We start from the raw sequence: 19,956 nt of genomic DNA on the forward strand, positions 1-19,956 counted from the left end.
GAGTGTTCTTTATCTCTCAAATATCATTAATTAAGATATGTTTTCATTTTGATAAACGATTCTTTCTCAAGAGACTCTTTAATAAGTTCATCTGCCTTGTTAGAATCTATTTCCCTTGCAATAAGGGTACGTGCTGTAGAAATTGCCAAATCAATAGCCGATGAAGAAACCATGCGTATTGCATCCGCTTCTGCTTGAGCGATTTTTTGTTCTGCCAATTTATTACGGTTTTTTACATATTCTTCTGCTTTTGCACGGGCCTCAGCAATAATAGATTCAACTTCATGCTTTGCTGCTGCAACAATTTCTTGCGCATCTTTTTCTGCTTCTGCATGTTTGCGTTGATATTCAGCTAATATTTCCTGTGCCTCTTCACGAAGACGCAGAGCCTCATCCAGTTCATCTTTGATACGCTTCGCACGCGCATCAAGATGGTGTATAACCCTTTGTGGAATTTGGAAATAGACTAAAAGAGCCAAAAAAAGAACTAACCCAACAAATGCCCAAAAAGTATCAGTCATCTTTGTCTTCCTCAATAATCCGCAGTTTTAACAACTGAACGAACAGCCTCTTTGCTAATATCAACGTCAATCAATTTTTTCACAATTTCAAGAGCTACTTCTTCAGCGATAGAACCAACATTTTGCATCGCTTTATCCCGAATTTTTGCTATCTGTTTTTCAGCATCTGCGAGTTTTTTCTCTAAACTCTCTTCAATTTCTTTCCGTTCAAGCTCTGCCTTTTCTTTTAATTCTTCACTAGCTACCTGCGCTATAGCCTGCGCATTCAAACGCGCTTCTGCTAATTTCCGCTCATAAGTTTCAACGACAATGTCTGCTTCCTGCTTCATGCGCATTGCCTGATCTAAATCAGATGCGATTCGATCTCGCCGTGTTTCAATAACACCACCAATACGTGGTACAATTACACGAGAGATAAAAAGATAAAAAAGACCGAAAGAAATTGCCAACCAGAAAAAATGCGAACCAAAATGCACAAAATCAAAAGGCGGAAACACACGATTTGCATGCTCTGCCACCTTTTTAATATGTTCTATCGACGTTTCAGTGTTCTGTGCATAAGCGCTTGAAACAAACATCTTCTTTCATCCTTTAAATAGCTTATTAAAGCCCTCTATAACCGATGATAACTGACTGACATCTCTCTGGCATCTCTCTGGTTAAGAGCTAAAAGGGTAAATCTTTCCTCATGCAAGAACAGATATACCCTTTTGATGATGATCAAACCCCAAAAAGAAGTAATAAAGCAATGAGCAATGAAAAAATTCCCAAAGCTTCTGTTACAGCAAAACCAAAGACGAGACGTCCAAACTGACTATCTGCTGCTGATGGATTTCGTAATGCACCAGAAAGATAGCTACCAAAAATATTACCAAGTCCTAAAGCTGTTCCAGCCATACCAAAGCAAGCAAGACCAGCGCCAATATATTTTGCTGCAAGCACCATTTCCATGTTATTCTCCTTTAAAGCGAAATTGCATTATTCGACGGAATAACCGCCAGTTTTATTAATGTCCTGGATGAATTGCATCATTAAGATACATACAAGTTAAAACCGTAAAGACGTAAGCCTGAAGGAATGCGACCAAAAACTCAAGTGCAGTAATTGCTACAGTCATAATAAGCGGTAAAACCGAACCACCCACACCTACGAGTCCTACCCCAATCATTGAAACAACAAACCCAGAAAACACTTTAAGCGTAATATGACCAGCAAGCATATTCGCAAAAAGACGAAGAGAAAGACTAATTGGACGGGAGAGAAAAGAAATAACCTCAATCATTGTCACCAGAGGCAAAACCACAACAGGAACTCCACTGGGAACGAACAGTTTCAAAAAACTGACCCCATGCTTATAAAAGCCATAACCAATCACCGTCAAAATCACCACCATTGCTAACGAAAACGTGATCATGATTTGAGATGTAACCGTATAAAAATAAGGAAAGAGACCAATAAAGTTAGCAACTAAAATAAAAGTAAACAGAGAAAAAACTAAAGGAAAAAACTGCATCCCCTGCACACCAGATGATTCCCGCAGAGTCGATGCTACAAATTCATATGCCATTTCCGAAAGAGACTGCATCCGCGTTGGAACCAATCCACGACTCGATGACGAAATGAAGAGAAAAATAGAAGTTACAACAACCGTAAGGACTGTAAACAATGATACATTTGTAAACGATAAATCCATATTTCCTATGGAAATCTTAATCAGCCTTGAAACCTCAAACTGATGAATAGGATCTGGAGCGTGCGTTGTCACTTCAACCTCATTTATCGGACCTCTCATTGGCCCCTTTATCTTGTTTTTGGCGCAATGCGCCTTTTTTTCCTAATTGACTGGAGGAAACATACCCCACAGACCGAAGAATACTCAATACACCAGCAGCAAACCCAAAGAAGAGAAAAAATACTAATCCCCAAGGCCATGAACCTGCTAACTTATCAAACCCCAACCCCAAAACAATACCAACTATAACACTTGCCAGAAACTCACTGGAAAGCTTAATTGCGCCTGCCATCCTTCCTTGTGATTTTTCCCGCTTATTCTTATGCTCCCGCTTCTTTAATGCTTGCTTGCGCACTAAAGCTACGCTTAAATTCCTACTACGACATTCCAAATCCTCTGAATGAAGACACTCTCCTTGCTTTTCCTCTTCAGCCTCCTTACGGCTCATAACGGGTTTCTCGCCCATCGCCATCATTGGCTCCTTAATTAAAAAGCAACGTAAGAATACATTTCATAAAACCGTGTGCATCATATTGTTCCCGAATTTATTCGTCAAGATACTAAAAGAAATCTATCACAAGTTATCGTATAAATTTTATTGCAGAAATAACGTATTTTTCAATTTACATGCTTTCTTAAAAAGATATTCTGAGCACCTAAACCGATTTCACGACAGCACCCGTGAATGTATAACAAAAGTTCCCGTGAATAATATAAAACTCATAGAACAACCATTTTTACGCTTAACGAAAGGTGTCAACTGATACCATCTTATTTTCCGGCTCCCAATGTTATATCAATCCTAGTTTTGAAAGAGAACATAGAAAGCTAAAAAACAGTATGAGAGCGTTGGTTTACACCTTTTATTCAAATAAACTTGCACTTTTTATTTTATGAAAATGATAATAATCAATGGTTTCTATATGATCCTATTCGCAAAGTATTTTACATATGCCATTACAGGCCCCATCACGAAATGAGCTTGAGGGTATTAAGAGAAGTTCCTTTAAATACAAGATATTAATAAATCTAAAATTTCAAATAGATTAAGCCAATAGAACACAATAAAATTTAAATACGATTACCATACCACTTTATACAATTTTAATCCACTTTTATGAACTTCGCTCTTTACAATTGAATATCGGTAGATTTAGCAAGTATTTTTGCTTTTTATTCAGACAAAACTATCGTAAGCAAAAGCGCTTATTCATAATCTTTATTTTTATGAAACGATAATCTAATACTGCTTTTCACACAAGCATCATAATTATATTCCCCTACCCTCATATTGCATCTATTCTTGCACTTAAATAACCCATTAAGAGGATTATGTACTCTTTCTTAAATACTCCCTATCACACTCTTCTCATGACATGCAAATAAATGATCATCAATAAAATTAAAACTTTAGCAAATAAAATTTTAATTTTATGAAAAGAAAGATCATTGAAAAAACTTACTTTTAAGATTCTTAAGTATAGATTTCATTCACTCAAAAAATTAAAGAGTTATCATTTCTTCTTGGAACGTGTCGCAAAAGGATTATCAGAGGCTCGTAATGATATGCGAACGGGTATACCAGACATATCAAATGTTTCACGTAACCCATTGACAAGATAACGCAAATACGACTGTGGCATACTTTTGGGACGCGAGCAAGAAATCATAAATCCAGGAGGACGTGTCTTAACCTGTGTGATGTATTTAACCTTAAGTCGACGTCCAGAAACCGCAGGAGGTGGATGATGTGCCACAACAGTTCCAAGCCATTGGTTCAATTTAGCCGTCGAAATGCGACGATTCCATACACGGTGCATCATCATGACATTTTCCATCAGTTTATCAATCCCTTGACCATATTGTCCTGATAAAGGAACGGCTCTCAAACCACGAACTTGAGGAAGAAATCGAGCACATTTTTCATGCAAATCAATCAATGTAGTCTGACTGTTTTCAATAAGGTCCCACTTATTGAAAGCAATAACTGGAACACGCCCTTCACGAATCACAAGATCAGCAATTTGTAAATCCTGCTTTTCAAAAGGTATCGTTGCATCAAAAACAATGACCACCACTTCTGCAAAACGAATAGCACGCAAAGTATCTGCAACAGATAGTTTTTCTAATTTTTCTTGAATTCTCGATTTTCGACGTAAACCCGCAGTATCAAAAAGTTTAATATGACGACCACGCCATTCCCAATCTACAGAAATAGAATCACGCGTGAGTCCTGCTTCTGGTCCTGTTAACAATCGCTCTTGTTTCAACATACTATTAATAAGAGTGGATTTTCCTGTATTGGGACGCCCCGCAATCGCAATCCTAATGGGCTTACTTTCATCGTAAATAAGCTCCTCTTCTTCCAAATCCTTTACATCATCACCAACAGATGCAGGCTGTATCATCCTATTTTCTTCTTTGTTGTTGCCAAAAGCATGCTCTGACCCAACAGCATCTATAATTGCATCACGCAGATCACTAAGTCCCAAACCATGTTCAGCCGATATTGGGCACGGCTCTCCCAAACCTAATGACCACGCCTCATACTCTCCTCCTGTTGCCGCTCTTGACTCAGACTTATTGGCAACAAGCACAATTGGCTTTCCTGATTTGCGAACCAATGAAGAAAAATTTAAATCACTTGGTGTTATTCCGCTCTTTGCATCAAATACAAATAAAATAAGATCCGCTTCATCAATTGCAACTTTTGTATGAGAACGCATACGCCCCTCGAGTGTATGATCACCTGCTTCTTCCAGCCCAGCCGTATCAATCACATCAAAACGTAGATCTTGAAGTTTTGCCGCATGAATACGCCGATCACGTGTTACACCAGGCTTATCATCAACCAAAGCCAATTTTTGCCCAACCAAACGATTAAATAGTGTCGACTTCCCAACATTGGGACGACCAATGATAGCAATGGTAAGGCTCATCGATTTATTCCTTATTTGCCTTGCCCTCAGCTTGTATAAGCTCAAGCATCATTCGAGCCCGATCTGTTATTTTTGAACCCAAAGCACCTTCTTCAGAATTTTTTTTAAAATAATAAACCGCCTCATCCATTTTATCCGCCTTATAGGCAGCTAAGCCTAAAGCTTCTCTTGCAGACATACGCATAGGATCGGTATCACTTGCCATATCTTTGATGCGCTTTTCAACATCAGCTAATGTCCCTGTATCAACCAGAATATAAGCCGCCCGAATTTTTGCAACTTTCTGCAAAATCTGCGGTGCTTTCTCATCCGCTGCAACAGAATCAAAGATCTCCACTGACTTAATAATATCACCTTTCTCCATGAGTAAAGAAGCCTCACGTAAACGAGCAAGAAAAGGATACCCCCCAAAATGAGAGGTTTTAACAGTTTCTAATTGCTTTATCGCTTTATCAAAATCACGTGTATTCGCAAGATCAAGACTCTTTACAAATGCATCACCAATATAACCAGCTTTCTTTATTTGCGTATGATGATAAACTTGATAAGCAACTATCATGAATATAAAAAGAATAACTGCTCCAATAATTGAAAAACCATACCGTCTCCAAAAAGCAAGCGCCTTTTCCTGACGAAATTCTGCATTCACTTCAGCAATAAAACTATCATACGACATATATCATACCTTGAAAAAAGTTACTTTATCTGTGCTTTTACGCATAAATGGATAAAGATGGTAGTCCTAATTAACTAAAAATCTTTAAATTGCTCGTTTATTTATTTTAAATCAACATGTAGCCAATTCAATCGGATTTTTGCAACAGTCTTAATCGAAAATGATATAAGCACCCTGTTTGTACATATTACAGCTTTTACATATGTTGAGTCTTATGAAAAATTCACTGCCTTAATATTTATCATGATTGCCTATCATCTCAAGCAGATTTTCTCCCCATTATATAGAGAGATAATCTTTTAAAGTCTTCAACCGCAATCGTTGGTTGTATTGGATTATAGAATTATAATAGAAAAACCACTTCTTGAAAAAAGGTAAATTTCCATGAAAGTCCCTTAAAACCCAATAAATAAATTTTTATCTGTATCAAAAATACCGAAGCGCCATGATTAAAGTGTGGTATAATTCCAAATCTTCAGTTAAAGCTCTTTATATTCAGTTAAAGCTCTTTATATAAAGTGTATCCCTTCAACTTATCTTCATACGATTAACAACCTTTTGTAATTGATCCTTAAAGTTTCTAAAAATATCCTATTGTAAGGGCCAAACCCACATAAGCATTGGAACAGCAATAATAACGATCAACACCGCCAATGGAGCACCCAAACGTGGATAATCACTAAAACGATATCCTCCTGGCGCCATCACGAGCATATTACTTTGATGTCCAATAGGTGTAAGAAACTCACATCCCGCACCAATTGCAACAGCCATCAAAAAAGCTTCAGGCTTATAATGAAGGGAATGAGCAAAACTTGACGCAATTGGTGCTACCATCATCACTGTTGCTGCATTATTCAAAAATGGCGTAACCAACATAGCTGTCACCAACATAAGCGCTAAAGCACCAGATGGCGGGAAAAATATTGCCAATTGGCTCAGCCATTGACCAATGAGATCCGTACATCCTGTTTTCTCTAACGCTTCACTCACTGGAATAAGAGCCGCTAATAGTACGAGTATTGGACCATCTAATGCCTGATACAGATCACGCGCGGGCAAAACACGAAAGATCACCATTGCTGCAGCAGCAGAAAAGAAAGAAAAAGCAACTGGAACAATATGAAAAGCTGTAAAAATAATTGCTATAAATAAAACAGCTAAAGAGATGAAACCATGTCGTAAATTTCCAAACACAATATTTCGTTTTGCTAGGGGCAAGCATTTCAATTCTCTTAATAAATTGGGAATAATTGCATCCTGTCCTTGCAAAACAATCACATCTCCAAGATGGAAAATAATATCATCAAGTCTTCCCCGCACCCTTTCATGTTGACGACTTAACGCAAGCAAATTTACATTATAGCGATCAAATAGGGAAAACTCTTTCGCACTAATACCAATAAGAGGTGAATTATGGGTAATGACTGCTTCAATAATATCAATGTCACTGTCCTTATCACCTGCAGCAATAGTTCGCCCCTTAGAAAACTCTAAACGAGCAGAGTTCATCACGCTATCTAACCCTGTATGTGACCCTTCCAGCAAAATAATATCATTTTCAGACAAAACAAAATCTGGTAATGGTGAAATAGATACTTTGTTTCTGATAATTTGAATTACCATAACATCACCACTTGATGGCTTAACCAAATCAACAATATTTTTCCCCACAATCGGTGAATTTATTGGAATATGCGCTTCTGCAACATAATTACGGATATCAATGGCATCATCAAATGATACACCTGAACGCACACGCACAGGCAAAAGCCAATAAAAACAGACCAAATATACAACACCAGCCGTCGCAATAACCGCACCAACTGGTGTAAAATCAAACATAGTAAAAGGTGTTCCTGCTAAACGTTCTTGCATCGCTGAAATAACAACATTAGGAGATGTTCCTATCTGTGTCATAAGCCCTCCCAACAAAGAACCAAAGGCCATGGGCATCAAAAAGACAGAAGGAGAAACCTGAGAACGACGTGCAAACTGAAAAGCTATCGGAAGCATAATCGCCAAAGCACCAATGTTTTTAACAAACATTGATAATACGACAACAGAAAGAACCAAAAAAGCTAATTGAAGACGCACCGATTTCACATCTGGCCATATCCGTTGAATAATAAATTCCATTATACCAGAGCGAGATACAGCAGTACTGACAACAAACACACTCCCCACGATAATAACGATATCATTACTAAAACCGCTAAACGCTTCCTTCGGGCTAACAAGACCAAGGGCACAAGCTATTAATAATGTACAAATAGCAACAAGATCATAACGAAATCGATCCCAAATAAAAACAACCATCATGAGACCAATGATCGAAAAGGCCATTATTTGATTTTCTGTCATAACACTCACTTCTCCCCATTAAATTATAATGAACAAAAACATATCTTTTATGTTTTAAATATTCCTATAAACAGCAGCAAGATAAAAGCAGACATCGGAATATTTTAGGATAATTTTAAAGTGATAAAAAATTATGATGCGCATAAACTCACCTCTCCTTATTATGCGTGCTTTTCTATAAAGTGCTGAACCCAAAGAAAATTGATAAAAGTTGATAAAGCTATATTGCAAAAAAGATGAGAATAACTCTAATATAGAGCGTAGATAATTGTTGAAACTGGTACACGCTATATTTAAACCTTTGTCGTTGCTTAAAAGAATTTATCTTCACTCTCAATTCACAGAGTGATAAAAATGAAAGAAGAAAGAATGGTCAATCTTAATAGTGGGTATCAAAGTAACCTCAGATATTGGCTCACTTGCATTATTGGATTTGTTGCTATCTTGGCAATTATAATTGTTGGTGGATTTTATATCGCAAAACCCTATCTTGACAGTTTTGTAAGACAAGAAATAGCCCGTCGTGCCATAAAAGCCGAAACATCTGAAGTAAGCATTCTAGGTAAAGTCAACTTGAAGAATGTGACATTACCCGTTCCAGCTGGTACATCACTTAAAATTGGTGCCATTTCTGCCCGTCCTCCTCTTTCCTTTATTCCCGGAACTTTTACATTTTATAATGTTGATTTAAAGCATAATAATATTCATGTGCAAATTCCCCAAATTTCTCTTCGGAGTGTATCCCTAAAAGAAAAAGATAGAACGATAACATCACGTCTTTTACAATCAATGATGCGTATTGAGCTTTCCTCAATTATTGCTCCCAATATACAACTTTCTATAGAAAATAAAAATAACCAAACAGAAACGGTTGAAATCAAGAATTTCCAGCTTTCTGATTTTAGAAATAACCATATCCGTTCAGTTAGTATCAAAAATATGGATCTTAAAACGGTCGTAGCAAATGGTGCCAAACAGATGCAATTTATGGCTAAAAGTGATACAATAAAAGCCCATGATATCGACATCAACTATGCCTATTCTATCATTTTTGGAAAAAACAATGCTCTCAATCAAGGTAAAACCGTTACTGGCCCCATTTCTCTGAATAATATAAGTGTCGATATTTTTGAAGAAGCAGAAAAAAATAGCTCTTTCTTCCTTGGGCAGTTTAAAACATCTGGTTTAAAGATGAAACCGCTTGAACAAACTCCTGAAAAATTAATCAAAGCTTATCTTAATGCAAGAAAAGAGAATAATAAAATCGCTGAAAAAGTTGCACAAAATGGTCTTCTTCTAAACATACTGCTCGCCATTACCTCAGCGGATGCCAAAGTTGATAATATCACCGTTGATATACCGCAGTTGAAAGCAACGCTCGAATCATTCCAATTCAAACCAAGTTTGTGGAAACAACCTATCCCTAAAAAGCTTTTTCTTTCTCTCAACAACCTTTCCATTCTACCTAAAAAAATGAATGAAAAAGACTTAGAGTTTTTCAAAAATCTGAACTTTGAGCGCTTTAATGTTTCAGGAAAAATTGATATTTCTTACGATGAAAAAAAACGTATGCTCTTTCTTGATACAATGTCTTTCAATATGAAAAACGTTGGATCTGGGAACATCTCGGCTAAGGTTATTGATGTTGATGAAAAGCTTTTTTCTGGTCAGAAAAATATAATGATTGCTGCGTCTCAAGATCTTGGCATTAATGAAATTGATATACAATATACTGATGCAGGTTTCATTGATAAGCTTTTTTCTTATCTTGCGCAAAATCTTAATGACAGCCAACATGATCTTAAAAAGGAACTTTATGACGATTTCTATCTAATGATGACGCAGACCCCAAAAATTCTGCTAAAAAATCATGACGAAGCAGAAAAAATTTCAAAATCCTTAGGAGAATTTGCTAAAAATCCACAAACATTGATCGTTAAAATTAAAGCAAAAGATAATAAAGGTCTCGCAATAGTTGATCTCGAATCTGCTCTACAAAATGATCTATCCAAGGCTTTAAGCAAAGTACATCTCACTATTAAAAATGAAGCATCGCCTTAAACATTTTATGCTTTAAACATGATGATTTTGTCTATAAATTAAGAACTTTATTCCTCTTTTTTCTTTTATATGATACAGAAGGTATCATACAGAGTTATTTATACAGAGAATATAGAATCTAAAATTGTCGATGCTTGGAGTTGTTCATGTCTGGTTTATCTTCAAATCGCCTGCCTAATCGCGCTTCTCGTGTCACCAATCAAGCGCTTTCTGCTATCGAGCGTTTTCTCCATATTGAAGCTCTTAGTGGTGTTGTTCTTTTATTAGCTGCTGCTTCTGCACTTATTTTTGCCAATTCTAAATATGCTGCTTTCTATGAATCTTTTTGGCATACACCTCTTGGCTTTAATTTGGGTCATTTCACTCTTTCATGGGATTTACATTTCTGGGTTAATGATGCCCTTATGACTATTTTCTTTCTCGTCGCAGGAATGGAAATTCGACGAGAAATTCATGAAGGTGCTCTTGCCGATTTTAAACAAGCAATCTTACCAATTGTTGCTGCAATAGGGGGCGTTTGTGTTCCTGCAATTATTTACTTTATCTTCAATTTTAACGAGGGACATATGCGCGGTTGGGCTGTGCCAACAGCAACAGATATTGCCTTTGCTCTAGGTATTCTTGCTCTTCTAGGAAAAAAAATTCCTTCTAATCTTCATATTATTCTTCTATCATTAGCGATTATTGACGATATTATCGCTGTTCTTATTATTGCTTTTTTCTACTCAACAAACATTGATCCTAGCGGTTTAATGATTGCAGGAGCGGGTATTGCTTTGGTACTATTTTTTCAGTGGATCGGGCTTGCATCAGCATGGCTTTACATTTTACCTGGTGCAATCATTTGGTGGGGTTTAATGGCAACAGGCGTTCACCCATCGCTTGCTGGCGTAATCTTAGGGATGATGACTCCCGTTCTTCCTACCCGTACTCTTGTAGCGCCACTCACCATGCTCAGTAACGCTATGCAAATTCTTCAAGAAAAAAATACAAAAACAGATCTGCATCATATTTCAACAGCATTAAAAAAGATGCGCAAAGGACAACGGGCCATGATTGCCCCAGTAACTCGTGTTCAAAAAGCATTGCATCCATGGGTTGCATACGTTATCATGCCGGTTTTTGCCTTCGCAAATGCAGGAGTAAGTTTTGCAAACTTTGATCTTTCTTCTGACAAATCATTCTTGATTGTTCTGGGTGTTGTCATTGGTCTTTTCATCGGTAAGCCTCTTGGTATTATCACTGCCAGTTATATAGCTGTAAAATCAGGACTATGCCGCCTACCCCCTCATATGACCTGGACAGGTGTTTTACTCATTGGTTTTTTAGCAGGAATTGGCTTTACAATGTCTATCTTTGTTTCAATGCTCGCTTTTAAAGATATTATTCTGCTTGATGCGGCAAAAATTGGAGTCCTTTGTGGCTCTGGTTTATCTGCCCTTATCGGTCTGGGATATGGATTTATTTATATTAAGCGCAATAAAGGAATTTCTCATAGTTCCTAACAAACTAACTGAAAATACATTTTTATGCAGAAATTCTAAAAAGTAATTTTGCCCATTTGTTCGATTCGGACGATATTTAATGTAAAATCCGTTGTCTCGCCTCATCTTTACACTTATGAAGGAGAAAACTAACGTCATCATACTATTTACTAGCCTCTAATGTTGCAACAACCTTTGACACTCGAGAAGAATCATAAGAGATATTTTTATTCCTTTCTTCAATAATCTTTTACTCATGTACCAGCTCCACTCATGATATACACAGAAATGGTTTTAATTGTTTCAATAAAGGCTTCGTGGTTTCAGAAAAGCTGTTTTTTATTGGGACTATGATTCACTATAAAGAAGAATTTAATTATTATAAATCAATATCTTATGTTTAATAATAAGAAAAAGATAAGAATAAGCAAAGTTCAATAATCAGTTAAGTAATTCCATGGCTTATTTTTCCCAATAAACCACCCTCCTCGTTATTGATTTTATTGCCGGTATTCTAAACAACTTTAATTTTTATCTTCTTAAAAGCACATTATTTTTGGATAAAAATATTCCCGTTTTTTATCATCGACACATCACTTGTCTCACTCCATGAAAGAATTAAACTTGAAGCATGCTTCCGTAGGAAGCACTCTAGTTTACGTAATTAACTCGCGGGAAAAAAGAAAACCCTAGTCATTTAGACTATTCTAAAACATATGATTGGTGGAAAAATAGAGCATGTATATCGTTGTTCTCCCCTTTTCGCGCTCTTATTTGATATTTATTTTCTTTTTGTTTAAAGAGCTCGCTCTATATTTCTTGATACCATAAAATACTCTTCACAGATAATTTAAACAGCACTATTTCCGAGACTTTCGAATTTATACAACGCCACATAAAATACAAAAAGAGTAAAATAATATGGCTATATTTCTCACAAGAAGAGTTTTGCTTACAAAGACCACCATTTGCAAAATATGTAAACACGATAAAGAAACTAGCACGATATACTGAAAAAACGGAAGAATGTATTTCATGCGTGGTTGGCAGTATGACACAGAAAATACTTATAATAGAGTAGTTAAGGGAAGAAAGTTAACCTAAAGAACATATGGAGGTATCAAAAACTTTGAAAATCTTAATTATAATTCAAAAAAGAGAAATAGACATGAAAAAAAATTTAATTAATAAAAGCAACACACTTGTAACATTATCATTAATTTTGATCTATAGTTACATAATTTTATGAAAAGTACTTCTGAAGAAGCTATAAACGCATAAGATATAGTAATTTTATAACGTATAGCGTAAACATAAATATTGTCTATAGAGATAGATTTTTTTATTGCCTCATAATATGGAAAAAATTAACTTTTCAAGATACACATAAAGTCATAAACAATCATTTGAAGATAAACTAAACATCTATAGAAAATACATCATCAATTTTACTTTTGGTAATTCCATCACTAATCTAATGAGCTCTAATTTCTCTAAGATTTATAATATTAAATCTGTATTGACGGGGCTGTCCCTCATGCAACATGCATCTTTTGAATAAACACTGTGCACTGCTCCTTATTCCATTAAGGCTTATCGTAAAGACTTCTCCATCCCTCTCTATAGGCTCTAAAACGTTTATAGACGGCATATTTTTTATCCCTTCTTAAACAATTTTTTACCCAAACATCTTTCTCTTGTAATGTATAAGTGACCATTTTTAAATTCATCATGAACAAGTTTAAAATGAGAGAGTTTTGCTGTATTAAATATTCTATTTAAGTTAAAAATATCAATTGTTCTTAACAAAAATTATTAACATATATTAAAGCTTTATGTTATTGAAACTTTGTTGAAACTAAAAAATACTTATCCCTTATCAAGAGCATAAACAGCATGTAATGTTCTAACCGCAAGTTCAGTGTAAGCACTATCAATCAAAATAGAAATTTTAATTTCTGAAGTCGTAATTGCTTGAATGTTAATACCCTTTTCAGCCAAAGCCTTAAATGCTGTAGCGGCAACACCTGCATGGCTACGCATTCCAATACCAATCACAGATACCTTGGCGAGATCGCCTTCAAATTGGAGAACATCAAATCCAATTTCTTTGCGATTCTTCTCAAGAAGTGTAACGGCTTTTTCTACATCTGATGATGGTACAGTAAAAGTCATATCAGTTTTTGAGCCATCTTCAGAAATATTTTGCACAATCATATCAACATTAATGCGTTCTTCAGCCAAGGGACCAAAAATTGCTGCCGAAATCCCTGGACGATCGGCAAGCCGACGAAGGGAAATTTGTGCTTCATCTTTGGCAAAAGCAATACCAGTAACATTTTGTTGTTCCACAATTTCATCCTCATCGCAAATAAGTGTTCCAGAAGAACTCATTGAATCCTCCATGCCTAACGCATCAGGATCCTCAAAACTTGAACGCACAAAGGTACGAACCTTATGAACCATTGCTAATTCAACAGAACGAACCTGTAAAACCTTTGCACCAAGAGAAGCCATTTCTAGCATTTCTTCAAAAGCTACTTTTGGTAAACGACGCGCTTTCGGTTCTATACGTGGATCCGTTGTATAAACACCATCCACATCCGTATAAATATCACAGCGATCAGCTTGTACAGCAGCGGCTATAGCAACAGCACTTGTATCTGATCCCCCACGCCCTAAGGTAGAAATCCGGTTATCCGGAGCTAACCCCTGAAAACCAGCAATAACGGCAACCTGACCTTCCTGAAAACACTCGATTAAAAAAGATCCATCAATATTAGTAATACGTGCACGGCCATGCGCATTGTCTGTATGAATAGGAATTTGCCAACCAAGCCATGAACGTGCATTCACCCCCATTTCTTGAAGTGTCAAAGCCAACAATCCTGAAGTAACCTGTTCACCAGAAGCAACCACAACATCATATTCACGAGCATCTCTATGCATGGAGGAAGCATCACTCGTCCACTGAACAAGTTCATTTGTTTTACCAGCCATCGCAGATACGACAACGGCAACCTCATTGCCTGCATCAACCTCTCTTTTGACATGCCGTGCAACATTATGAATACATTCAATGTTTGCTACAGATGTTCCACCAAATTTCATGACAATGCGCGCCATTAATAACACTCTTACCTTTACATCTCTTATCTCAAACAGTAATGAGAATTAGATGCTGTATCAACTAACCATTTTCTCGACATAGCGAATATCTATCATTTGTGCAAGTTTCATTATGATTATATTAATTTCTCTTGACTTTGTATAAAATCTACTTGACCTGATCATTAAAAATAAAAGGAAGGCAACATGATCGATGAAACACAAACAACTATTGATCAAAGTGAAATTGATCACTTTTCACGTATTGCTACAGAATGGTGGAATCCACAAGGAAAATTTCGACCTCTTCACCAATTTAACCCAACACGCCTTGCTTACATCAGAGAAAAAATCTGTTTAGAGTTTAATCGTGACCCTTCTTCACTTACGCCCTTTCACAATTTGAAAATTCTTGATATTGGCTGTGGAGGAGGCTTGTTATCTGAACCAATGGCACGTCTTGGTGCTATGGTTGTAGGCGTTGATGCTGCACAAACAAATATTGAAGTCGCAAAAACCCATGCTGCTCAAAATGACCTTTCCATTGATTACCGCACGACGACAGCAGAAGTACTTGCCAATGAAGGAGAAAAATTTGATATTATCCTTAATATGGAAGTTGTTGAACATGTCGCTGACGTTAATCTCTTCATAGCAGCTACAGCAAAAATGTTGAAACCACAAGGGTTGATGTTTGTCTCAACACTCAACCGCACATGGAAAGCATGGGGGCTTGCTATTGTAGGCGCTGAATATATTCTACGTTGGCTTCCTAAAGGAACCCACGATTATAAAAAATTCCTAAAACCTCTAGAACTTAAAAATTTCTTATCAAAAAACGCTCTGACTGTCATTGATGAGATAGGTATTACTTATAACCCTTTAAACGACAGCTGGAATCGCTCAAAAGACATGGGTGTTAACTATCTCCTTCTCGCAAAAAGGTCGTAAGGATATGTAATTTACAAATATTATATGCCTTGTAATAAAGAATTCAGCTTTCCCTCAGCCTCTAAAGCATAAAGATCATCACAACCGCCAACGTGATAATCACCTATGAAAATTTGTGGAAATGTATTACGTCCATTTGCACGCTGTACCATTTCTTGGCGAAGGGATGTGGAAGCATCAATATCTGTATACTTTACGCCTTTTTTATTAAGCAAATCACGTGCTTTTGTACAATAAGGACAGTTAGGGCGTGTATAAATTATTATCTCTTTCATAGTATTATCCTCCAATATTTTTTAATAATATTCATTTTAAATTCCTCTTAAGAAGAGGGAAAAATAGAATCTTCTTTGAGAACACGCGAAAATGTTAGCACATCAACCTGTCGTGCACCTGCATCTTTTAATGCAGCAGCTGCTGCTGTAACTGTTGCACCCGTTGTAAATACATCATCAATCAGCAAAACAGAACATCCTTTGAGATATTTTTTAACTTTATGCGAAACCTTAAAAGCATTTTTTACGTTAAGTTTTCTCTCTCTTGAAGAAAGACTAACCTGCGGACGGGTATGCCGACAACGAACAAGCCAACTCGGTTTTAAAAGCTTTTTTTGTGATGCTGCAATATAACGTGCAAGCTCAGCAGATTGATTATAACGCCTCTCCCAAAAACGACGAAAATGCAATGGAATGGGAATAATAACATCACAATCATCAATAACCTCGCGTCCAGCAAACATCATCCAATTGGCCATAAATGATGCCAATTCTATATGATCACCATATTTTAAGCGCGTTACTAAAGTTCGTGCAAGCCCTTTATGAACAATGACTGAGCGAACACGTGAAAAAGGATGAGTATTACGGAGTGCTTCACCACTAAGAAAACCATCCCCCATATCACAAACAAAAGGAGTCCCCATAACAGGACAATAAGGTTTCGTGATAAATTGAAGGTCTTTCCAACATTCGGAGCAAATCGTACCATAAGTAGAAACATTTTGCTTACATCCAGGACAAATTGGTGGATAAAGCATCGTTTTCAAGCGTTCAACGAACTTACTTAGTATATCCCCGCTATTTAACGCCGCTTCTCGAAAATACAACATTATAAATTTAGGCTTTTACAAGTTTCCCTCAAAACAAAAGTTCCTTTGTATTTCCTCAATTTATAATTTTAATTCCTTTAAAAACTCTTACCTTCTATAGATTTATTTTCTTTCATATTATAAACTTGACAGAGCTTGCACAAATAATGAACCTTTTCAAAATATATTCTTTCATAGATCGAAAGTGTTCCACAATATGTCGCATCCTTTAATTTTTGATCATAACCGCATTGAACAATTCCGAAAACGTGCCTTTCAAAAAGCAAAAAAAGGATGTGACTTTTTACTCTCTCACATGGCAGAAGATCTCTATAAACGCCTTAGCACTGTTGATCGCCTCTTTACATTAGCTCTTGATTTACACAGCCATACAGACCTTGCTGCGCAAGCTTTAATGAAATCTGGAAAAGTTTGTTCCATAGAACGCATTGAAACCGATACGCTTTATCAAAGCCATGATAAAAAATTCTATTTACGTCATCGAGAATTTCTTGATTTACCTCAAAGTTACTGTGACCTTATTGTTTCACTTCTTTCATTACAATTGACCAATGATACCCCTGGTGTTCTAAGCCAGATAAAAAATACCCTTAAACCAGATGGCTTATTTCTTGCTGTTATGGCAGGAGCTGGTACATTAAGAGAATTGCGGGAAAGCCTGCTGCAAGCTGAAAGTGAAATTTATGGTGGAGCAAGCCCTAGGATCTACCCTTTTGCCGACATTCGTGATGCAGGCGCTCTTTTACAGCGTGTTGGCTTTGCCCTGCCTGTAGCAGACGTTGAAGATATCACAATACGTTATAATACAATGTTTGACCTTATGCACGATCTTAAAGCTATGGGAATGCAAAATGCACTCATCAATCGTTCACGACGCCCTGTATCCAAACGTTTTTTTCTCCGCGCAGCTGAAATCTATGCACAACAATTTAGTGATCCTGATGGACGTATTCGTGCACATTTTTCTTTTATCTGGCTCTCTGGTTGGGCTCCTCATCCCAACCAACAAAAACCCCTACAACCTGGTTCAGCGCAAATATCTCTTACAGATGTTTTACAGCCCAAAAAAATATAACCTAAAATTATTTTTTTAAAATACTTTTATCTGTTGTCCGTAATATTTGACTAGTGACCGTTCCAGCTATCATTGAATCGCTCACGTTTAGAGCAGTCCGTCCCATATCAATTAGCGGTTCAATAGAGATAAGTACAGCAACCAAAGTAACAGGAAGCCCCATAATTGGTAACACAATCAATGCAGCGAAAATAGCACCTCCCCCCACACCAGCAACACCAATAGAACTCAATGTTACAACACCAATAAGCGTAGCAATCCAAGTAGGATCAAGAGGATTAATACCCATAGAGGGTGCAATCATGGTCGCAAGCATCGCTGGATAAAGACCAGCACAACCATTTTGTCCAATTGTTGCCCCAAAAGAAGCTGCAAAACTCGCAATGGATTGTGGTACACCTATCCACTGTGTTTGCGCTTCAATATTCAAAGGAATACTTGCAGCACTTGAACGACTGCTAAAAGCAAATGTTAAAACTGGTAAAACCTTTTTGAAAAAACGAAAGGGATTAATCCCAGAAATACCAAGCAATACACCATGAATTCCAAAAATTAAAATAATACCGACATAAGAAGCAATGATAAAAACCAGTAAATTTAAAATATCTGCAATACGCGATATTGCTCCTACTTTCGTCATAAGTGCAAAAATACCATAAGGCGTCAAAGCAATCACAATACGGACTAACCGCATAATCCAAGCTTGTGCCACTTGAATAAATAAAAGCGCTTTTTCTCCTTTTTCTGGCTCATCTTTCTTTAAAAGAAGAACCGATGCACCTAAAAATGACGCAAAAATAACAACACTGATAATTGACGTACGTTTAGCTCCACTCAACTCAGCAAATGGATTTTTAGGAATCATAGACAAAATCATCTTTGGTATATTCATATCTCCAAGTTTAGAAATATGACCTTCAAGAAGAGCAGAAACATTTTGCCCTTCATGCACCAAACCCTCGGTTGTTAATCCAAAAAAATTAACCACAAGCACACCAACCAATGCTGAAAGAGCCGTTGTAAAAAGCAATATTGAAATTGTTATTATACTCATCTTTCCAACAGCATAAACAGAATGTAAATGAGCAACTGCTGAAACGATAGAAATAAAAACCAGTGGCATAACAATCATTTGCAACAATAAAATATAGCCTTCACCGACAATGTTAAACCATTCAACGGATTTCAATAAAGTGCTTTCACCCTCTCCATAAATAAACTGCAAAACACTTCCAAAAATCAAGCCAAGGATAAGCCATAGCATAACACGTAGTGAAAGACTCCATTGCATTTTCTTACTTTGAGAAACCAATAATAAAAAAATAACAAATAGAAATAAATTGACGAAAAAATTAAATGTCATTGTCTATGCTCACTATTATTATGGTTGACATAAATAATCTGCATAATTCAAAATCAATGCATGATATTTAAAATTAACCTATAAAGCTTACAAGGCTTTTACAAAATCATTATTTTTTTAATTTATAGATTAAAAGAGAATTTTTTATCTACTAATAACTGTTTAAAGAAAATAAATAAAATTATTTTCTTATTCTTTAAATTTATGCTCTTATAAAATAGTTAAATAAGAAAAATATAAACAACATTCATTGCATCTTAATACTGAATAATTCCAGCGTATCTTATCCTATAAATGTCCTTACCACTCTCTTTTGCTATTTGAACTGAAGCGAGCTTTCCAAGAAAAGATGAATTAACAATCGAACATTCATGATTTTTCTAGAAAATACACCAACAAGCTACTTCTGCTCATTTTATGGACTGCACTCTCAATAGCTTTGATCAGCACTTCAAGTATAATTATTTTATTGAAAATACCTTTTATACATTCTTTCTTTGCTCTCAATGAAAGCTTTTTTATTTTTCAAAATTCTTTTATAGTCATAAAAAGGTTTTTAAAGACAACATGTTGA

At 36.2% G+C, this 19,956-nt stretch carries 16 protein-coding genes; 4 read left to right on the plus strand and 12 right to left on the minus strand.

All coding sequences use genetic code 11. From position 1 onward, the window contains the following. Window positions 1-26 precede the first annotated feature (26 nt). From ACFIKN_RS06460 to ACFIKN_RS06495, 8 genes are all read right to left on the minus strand, one after another. A complete protein-coding gene (locus ACFIKN_RS06460) occupies window positions 27-521 on the minus strand; it encodes a F0F1 ATP synthase subunit B (RefSeq protein WP_273790399.1) in 495 nt (164 codons plus the stop codon). Between the two features lie 11 nt (window positions 522-532). Then, window positions 533-1,099 (minus strand): F0F1 ATP synthase subunit B, encoded by a 567-nt coding sequence (locus ACFIKN_RS06465; protein WP_273790398.1) that lies wholly within the window; start codon window positions 1,097-1,099, stop codon window positions 533-535. A gap of 142 nt (window positions 1,100-1,241) precedes the next feature. Further along, the gene (locus ACFIKN_RS06470; protein WP_005773968.1) at window positions 1,242-1,472 is read right to left on the minus strand and encodes a F0F1 ATP synthase subunit C; all 231 of its coding nucleotides are present in this window, start codon (window positions 1,470-1,472) and stop codon (window positions 1,242-1,244) included. A 55-nt stretch (window positions 1,473-1,527) separates the two neighbouring features. Then, window positions 1,528-2,286 (minus strand): F0F1 ATP synthase subunit A, encoded by a 759-nt coding sequence (locus ACFIKN_RS06475; RefSeq protein ID WP_273790444.1) that lies wholly within the window; start codon window positions 2,284-2,286, stop codon window positions 1,528-1,530. 7 nt (window positions 2,287-2,293) lie between these two features. After that, window positions 2,294-2,725: an AtpZ/AtpI family protein gene (locus ACFIKN_RS06480; protein ID WP_375631017.1), complete on the minus strand. Its 432-nt coding sequence runs from the start codon at window positions 2,723-2,725 to the stop codon at window positions 2,294-2,296. Between the two features lie 1,042 nt (window positions 2,726-3,767). Continuing rightward, complete coding sequence (der, locus tag ACFIKN_RS06485; RefSeq protein ID WP_273790396.1) at window positions 3,768-5,192, minus strand: ribosome biogenesis GTPase Der; 1,425 nt, start codon at window positions 5,190-5,192, stop codon at window positions 3,768-3,770. A gap of 4 nt (window positions 5,193-5,196) precedes the next feature. Next, complete coding sequence (locus ACFIKN_RS06490; RefSeq protein WP_375631016.1) at window positions 5,197-5,868, minus strand: tetratricopeptide repeat protein; 672 nt, start codon at window positions 5,866-5,868, stop codon at window positions 5,197-5,199. 591 nt (window positions 5,869-6,459) lie between these two features. Beyond that, complete coding sequence (locus ACFIKN_RS06495) at window positions 6,460-8,232, minus strand: SLC13 family permease (protein ID WP_375631015.1); 1,773 nt, start codon at window positions 8,230-8,232, stop codon at window positions 6,460-6,462. Window positions 8,233-8,586: 354 nt separating this feature from the next. Here ACFIKN_RS06495 and ACFIKN_RS06500 point away from each other — a divergent pair, with 354 nt between their 5' ends. Together ACFIKN_RS06500 and nhaA are read left to right on the plus strand one after the other, a co-directional pair. Continuing rightward, window positions 8,587-10,293 (plus strand): hypothetical protein, encoded by a 1,707-nt coding sequence (locus tag ACFIKN_RS06500; protein WP_375654431.1) that lies wholly within the window; start codon window positions 8,587-8,589, stop codon window positions 10,291-10,293. A gap of 146 nt (window positions 10,294-10,439) precedes the next feature. Then, window positions 10,440-11,798, plus strand: coding sequence for a Na+/H+ antiporter NhaA (gene nhaA, locus ACFIKN_RS06505; RefSeq protein ID WP_273790392.1), 1,359 nt, complete (start codon window positions 10,440-10,442; stop codon window positions 11,796-11,798). Window positions 11,799-13,646: 1,848 nt separating this feature from the next. On the opposite strand, the gene ACFIKN_RS06510 is transcribed toward nhaA, so the two are convergent. Further along, on the minus strand, window positions 13,647-14,903 hold the full coding sequence (locus tag ACFIKN_RS06510) for an aspartate kinase (protein ID WP_375631013.1): 1,257 nt from the start codon (window positions 14,901-14,903) through the stop codon (window positions 13,647-13,649). Window positions 14,904-15,092: 189 nt separating this feature from the next. Between ACFIKN_RS06510 and ubiG the strand changes: the two genes are divergently transcribed. Next, complete coding sequence (gene ubiG / locus ACFIKN_RS06515) at window positions 15,093-15,836, plus strand: bifunctional 2-polyprenyl-6-hydroxyphenol methylase/3-demethylubiquinol 3-O-methyltransferase UbiG (RefSeq protein ID WP_273790390.1); 744 nt, start codon at window positions 15,093-15,095, stop codon at window positions 15,834-15,836. A 20-nt stretch (window positions 15,837-15,856) separates the two neighbouring features. On the opposite strand, the gene grxC is transcribed toward ubiG, so the two are convergent. Continuing rightward, window positions 15,857-16,111 carry a glutaredoxin 3 gene (grxC, locus tag ACFIKN_RS06520; protein ID WP_375631011.1) on the minus strand — a complete coding sequence of 85 codons (255 nt, stop codon included), beginning with the start codon at window positions 16,109-16,111 and terminating at the stop codon, window positions 15,857-15,859. A gap of 47 nt (window positions 16,112-16,158) precedes the next feature. Then, a complete protein-coding gene (locus tag ACFIKN_RS06525) occupies window positions 16,159-16,944 on the minus strand; it encodes a ComF family protein (RefSeq protein ID WP_273790388.1) in 786 nt (261 codons plus the stop codon). 196 nt (window positions 16,945-17,140) lie between these two features. Here ACFIKN_RS06525 and ACFIKN_RS06530 point away from each other — a divergent pair, with 196 nt between their 5' ends. After that, window positions 17,141-18,019, plus strand: coding sequence for a methyltransferase (locus ACFIKN_RS06530; protein ID WP_375631010.1), 879 nt, complete (start codon window positions 17,141-17,143; stop codon window positions 18,017-18,019). 7 nt (window positions 18,020-18,026) lie between these two features. Here the strand turns inward: ACFIKN_RS06530 and ACFIKN_RS06535 are convergent, their stop codons facing one another. Beyond that, the gene (locus ACFIKN_RS06535) at window positions 18,027-19,382 is read right to left on the minus strand and encodes an L-cystine transporter (protein WP_375637515.1); all 1,356 of its coding nucleotides are present in this window, start codon (window positions 19,380-19,382) and stop codon (window positions 18,027-18,029) included. Window positions 19,383-19,956: the final 574 nt, after the last annotated feature.

The sequence above is a fragment of the Bartonella sp. CL436QHHD genome, from assembly GCF_042195105.1.
Lineage (GTDB): Bacteria > Pseudomonadota > Alphaproteobacteria > Rhizobiales > Rhizobiaceae > Bartonella.

Bases quoted from the DNA above. Each gene is read 5' to 3' on its own strand.
- ACFIKN_RS06530 (WP_375631010.1), top strand. From the start codon at position 17,141: ATGTCGCATCCTTTAATTTTTGATCATAACCGCATTGAACAATTCCGA.
- ubiG (WP_273790390.1), top strand. From the start codon at position 15,093: ATGATCGATGAAACACAAACAACTATTGATCAAAGTGAAATTGATCAC.
- ACFIKN_RS06525 (WP_273790388.1), bottom strand. From the start codon at position 16,944: ATGTTGTATTTTCGAGAAGCGGCGTTAAATAGCGGGGATATACTAAGT.
- ACFIKN_RS06490 (WP_375631016.1), bottom strand. From the start codon at position 5,868: ATGTCGTATGATAGTTTTATTGCTGAAGTGAATGCAGAATTTCGTCAG.
- der (WP_273790396.1), bottom strand. From the start codon at position 5,192: ATGAGCCTTACCATTGCTATCATTGGTCGTCCCAATGTTGGGAAGTCG.
- ACFIKN_RS06510 (WP_375631013.1), bottom strand. From the start codon at position 14,903: ATGGCGCGCATTGTCATGAAATTTGGTGGAACATCTGTAGCAAACATT.
- ACFIKN_RS06495 (WP_375631015.1), bottom strand. From the start codon at position 8,232: ATGACAGAAAATCAAATAATGGCCTTTTCGATCATTGGTCTCATGATG.
- ACFIKN_RS06465 (WP_273790398.1), bottom strand. From the start codon at position 1,099: ATGTTTGTTTCAAGCGCTTATGCACAGAACACTGAAACGTCGATAGAA.
- grxC (WP_375631011.1), bottom strand. From the start codon at position 16,111: ATGAAAGAGATAATAATTTATACACGCCCTAACTGTCCTTATTGTACA.
- ACFIKN_RS06500 (WP_375654431.1), top strand. From the start codon at position 8,587: ATGAAAGAAGAAAGAATGGTCAATCTTAATAGTGGGTATCAAAGTAAC.
- ACFIKN_RS06535 (WP_375637515.1), bottom strand. From the start codon at position 19,382: ATGACATTTAATTTTTTCGTCAATTTATTTCTATTTGTTATTTTTTTA.
- ACFIKN_RS06480 (WP_375631017.1), bottom strand. From the start codon at position 2,725: ATGGCGATGGGCGAGAAACCCGTTATGAGCCGTAAGGAGGCTGAAGAG.
- ACFIKN_RS06460 (WP_273790399.1), bottom strand. From the start codon at position 521: ATGACTGATACTTTTTGGGCATTTGTTGGGTTAGTTCTTTTTTTGGCT.
- nhaA (WP_273790392.1), top strand. From the start codon at position 10,440: ATGTCTGGTTTATCTTCAAATCGCCTGCCTAATCGCGCTTCTCGTGTC.
- ACFIKN_RS06470 (WP_005773968.1), bottom strand. From the start codon at position 1,472: ATGGAAATGGTGCTTGCAGCAAAATATATTGGCGCTGGTCTTGCTTGC.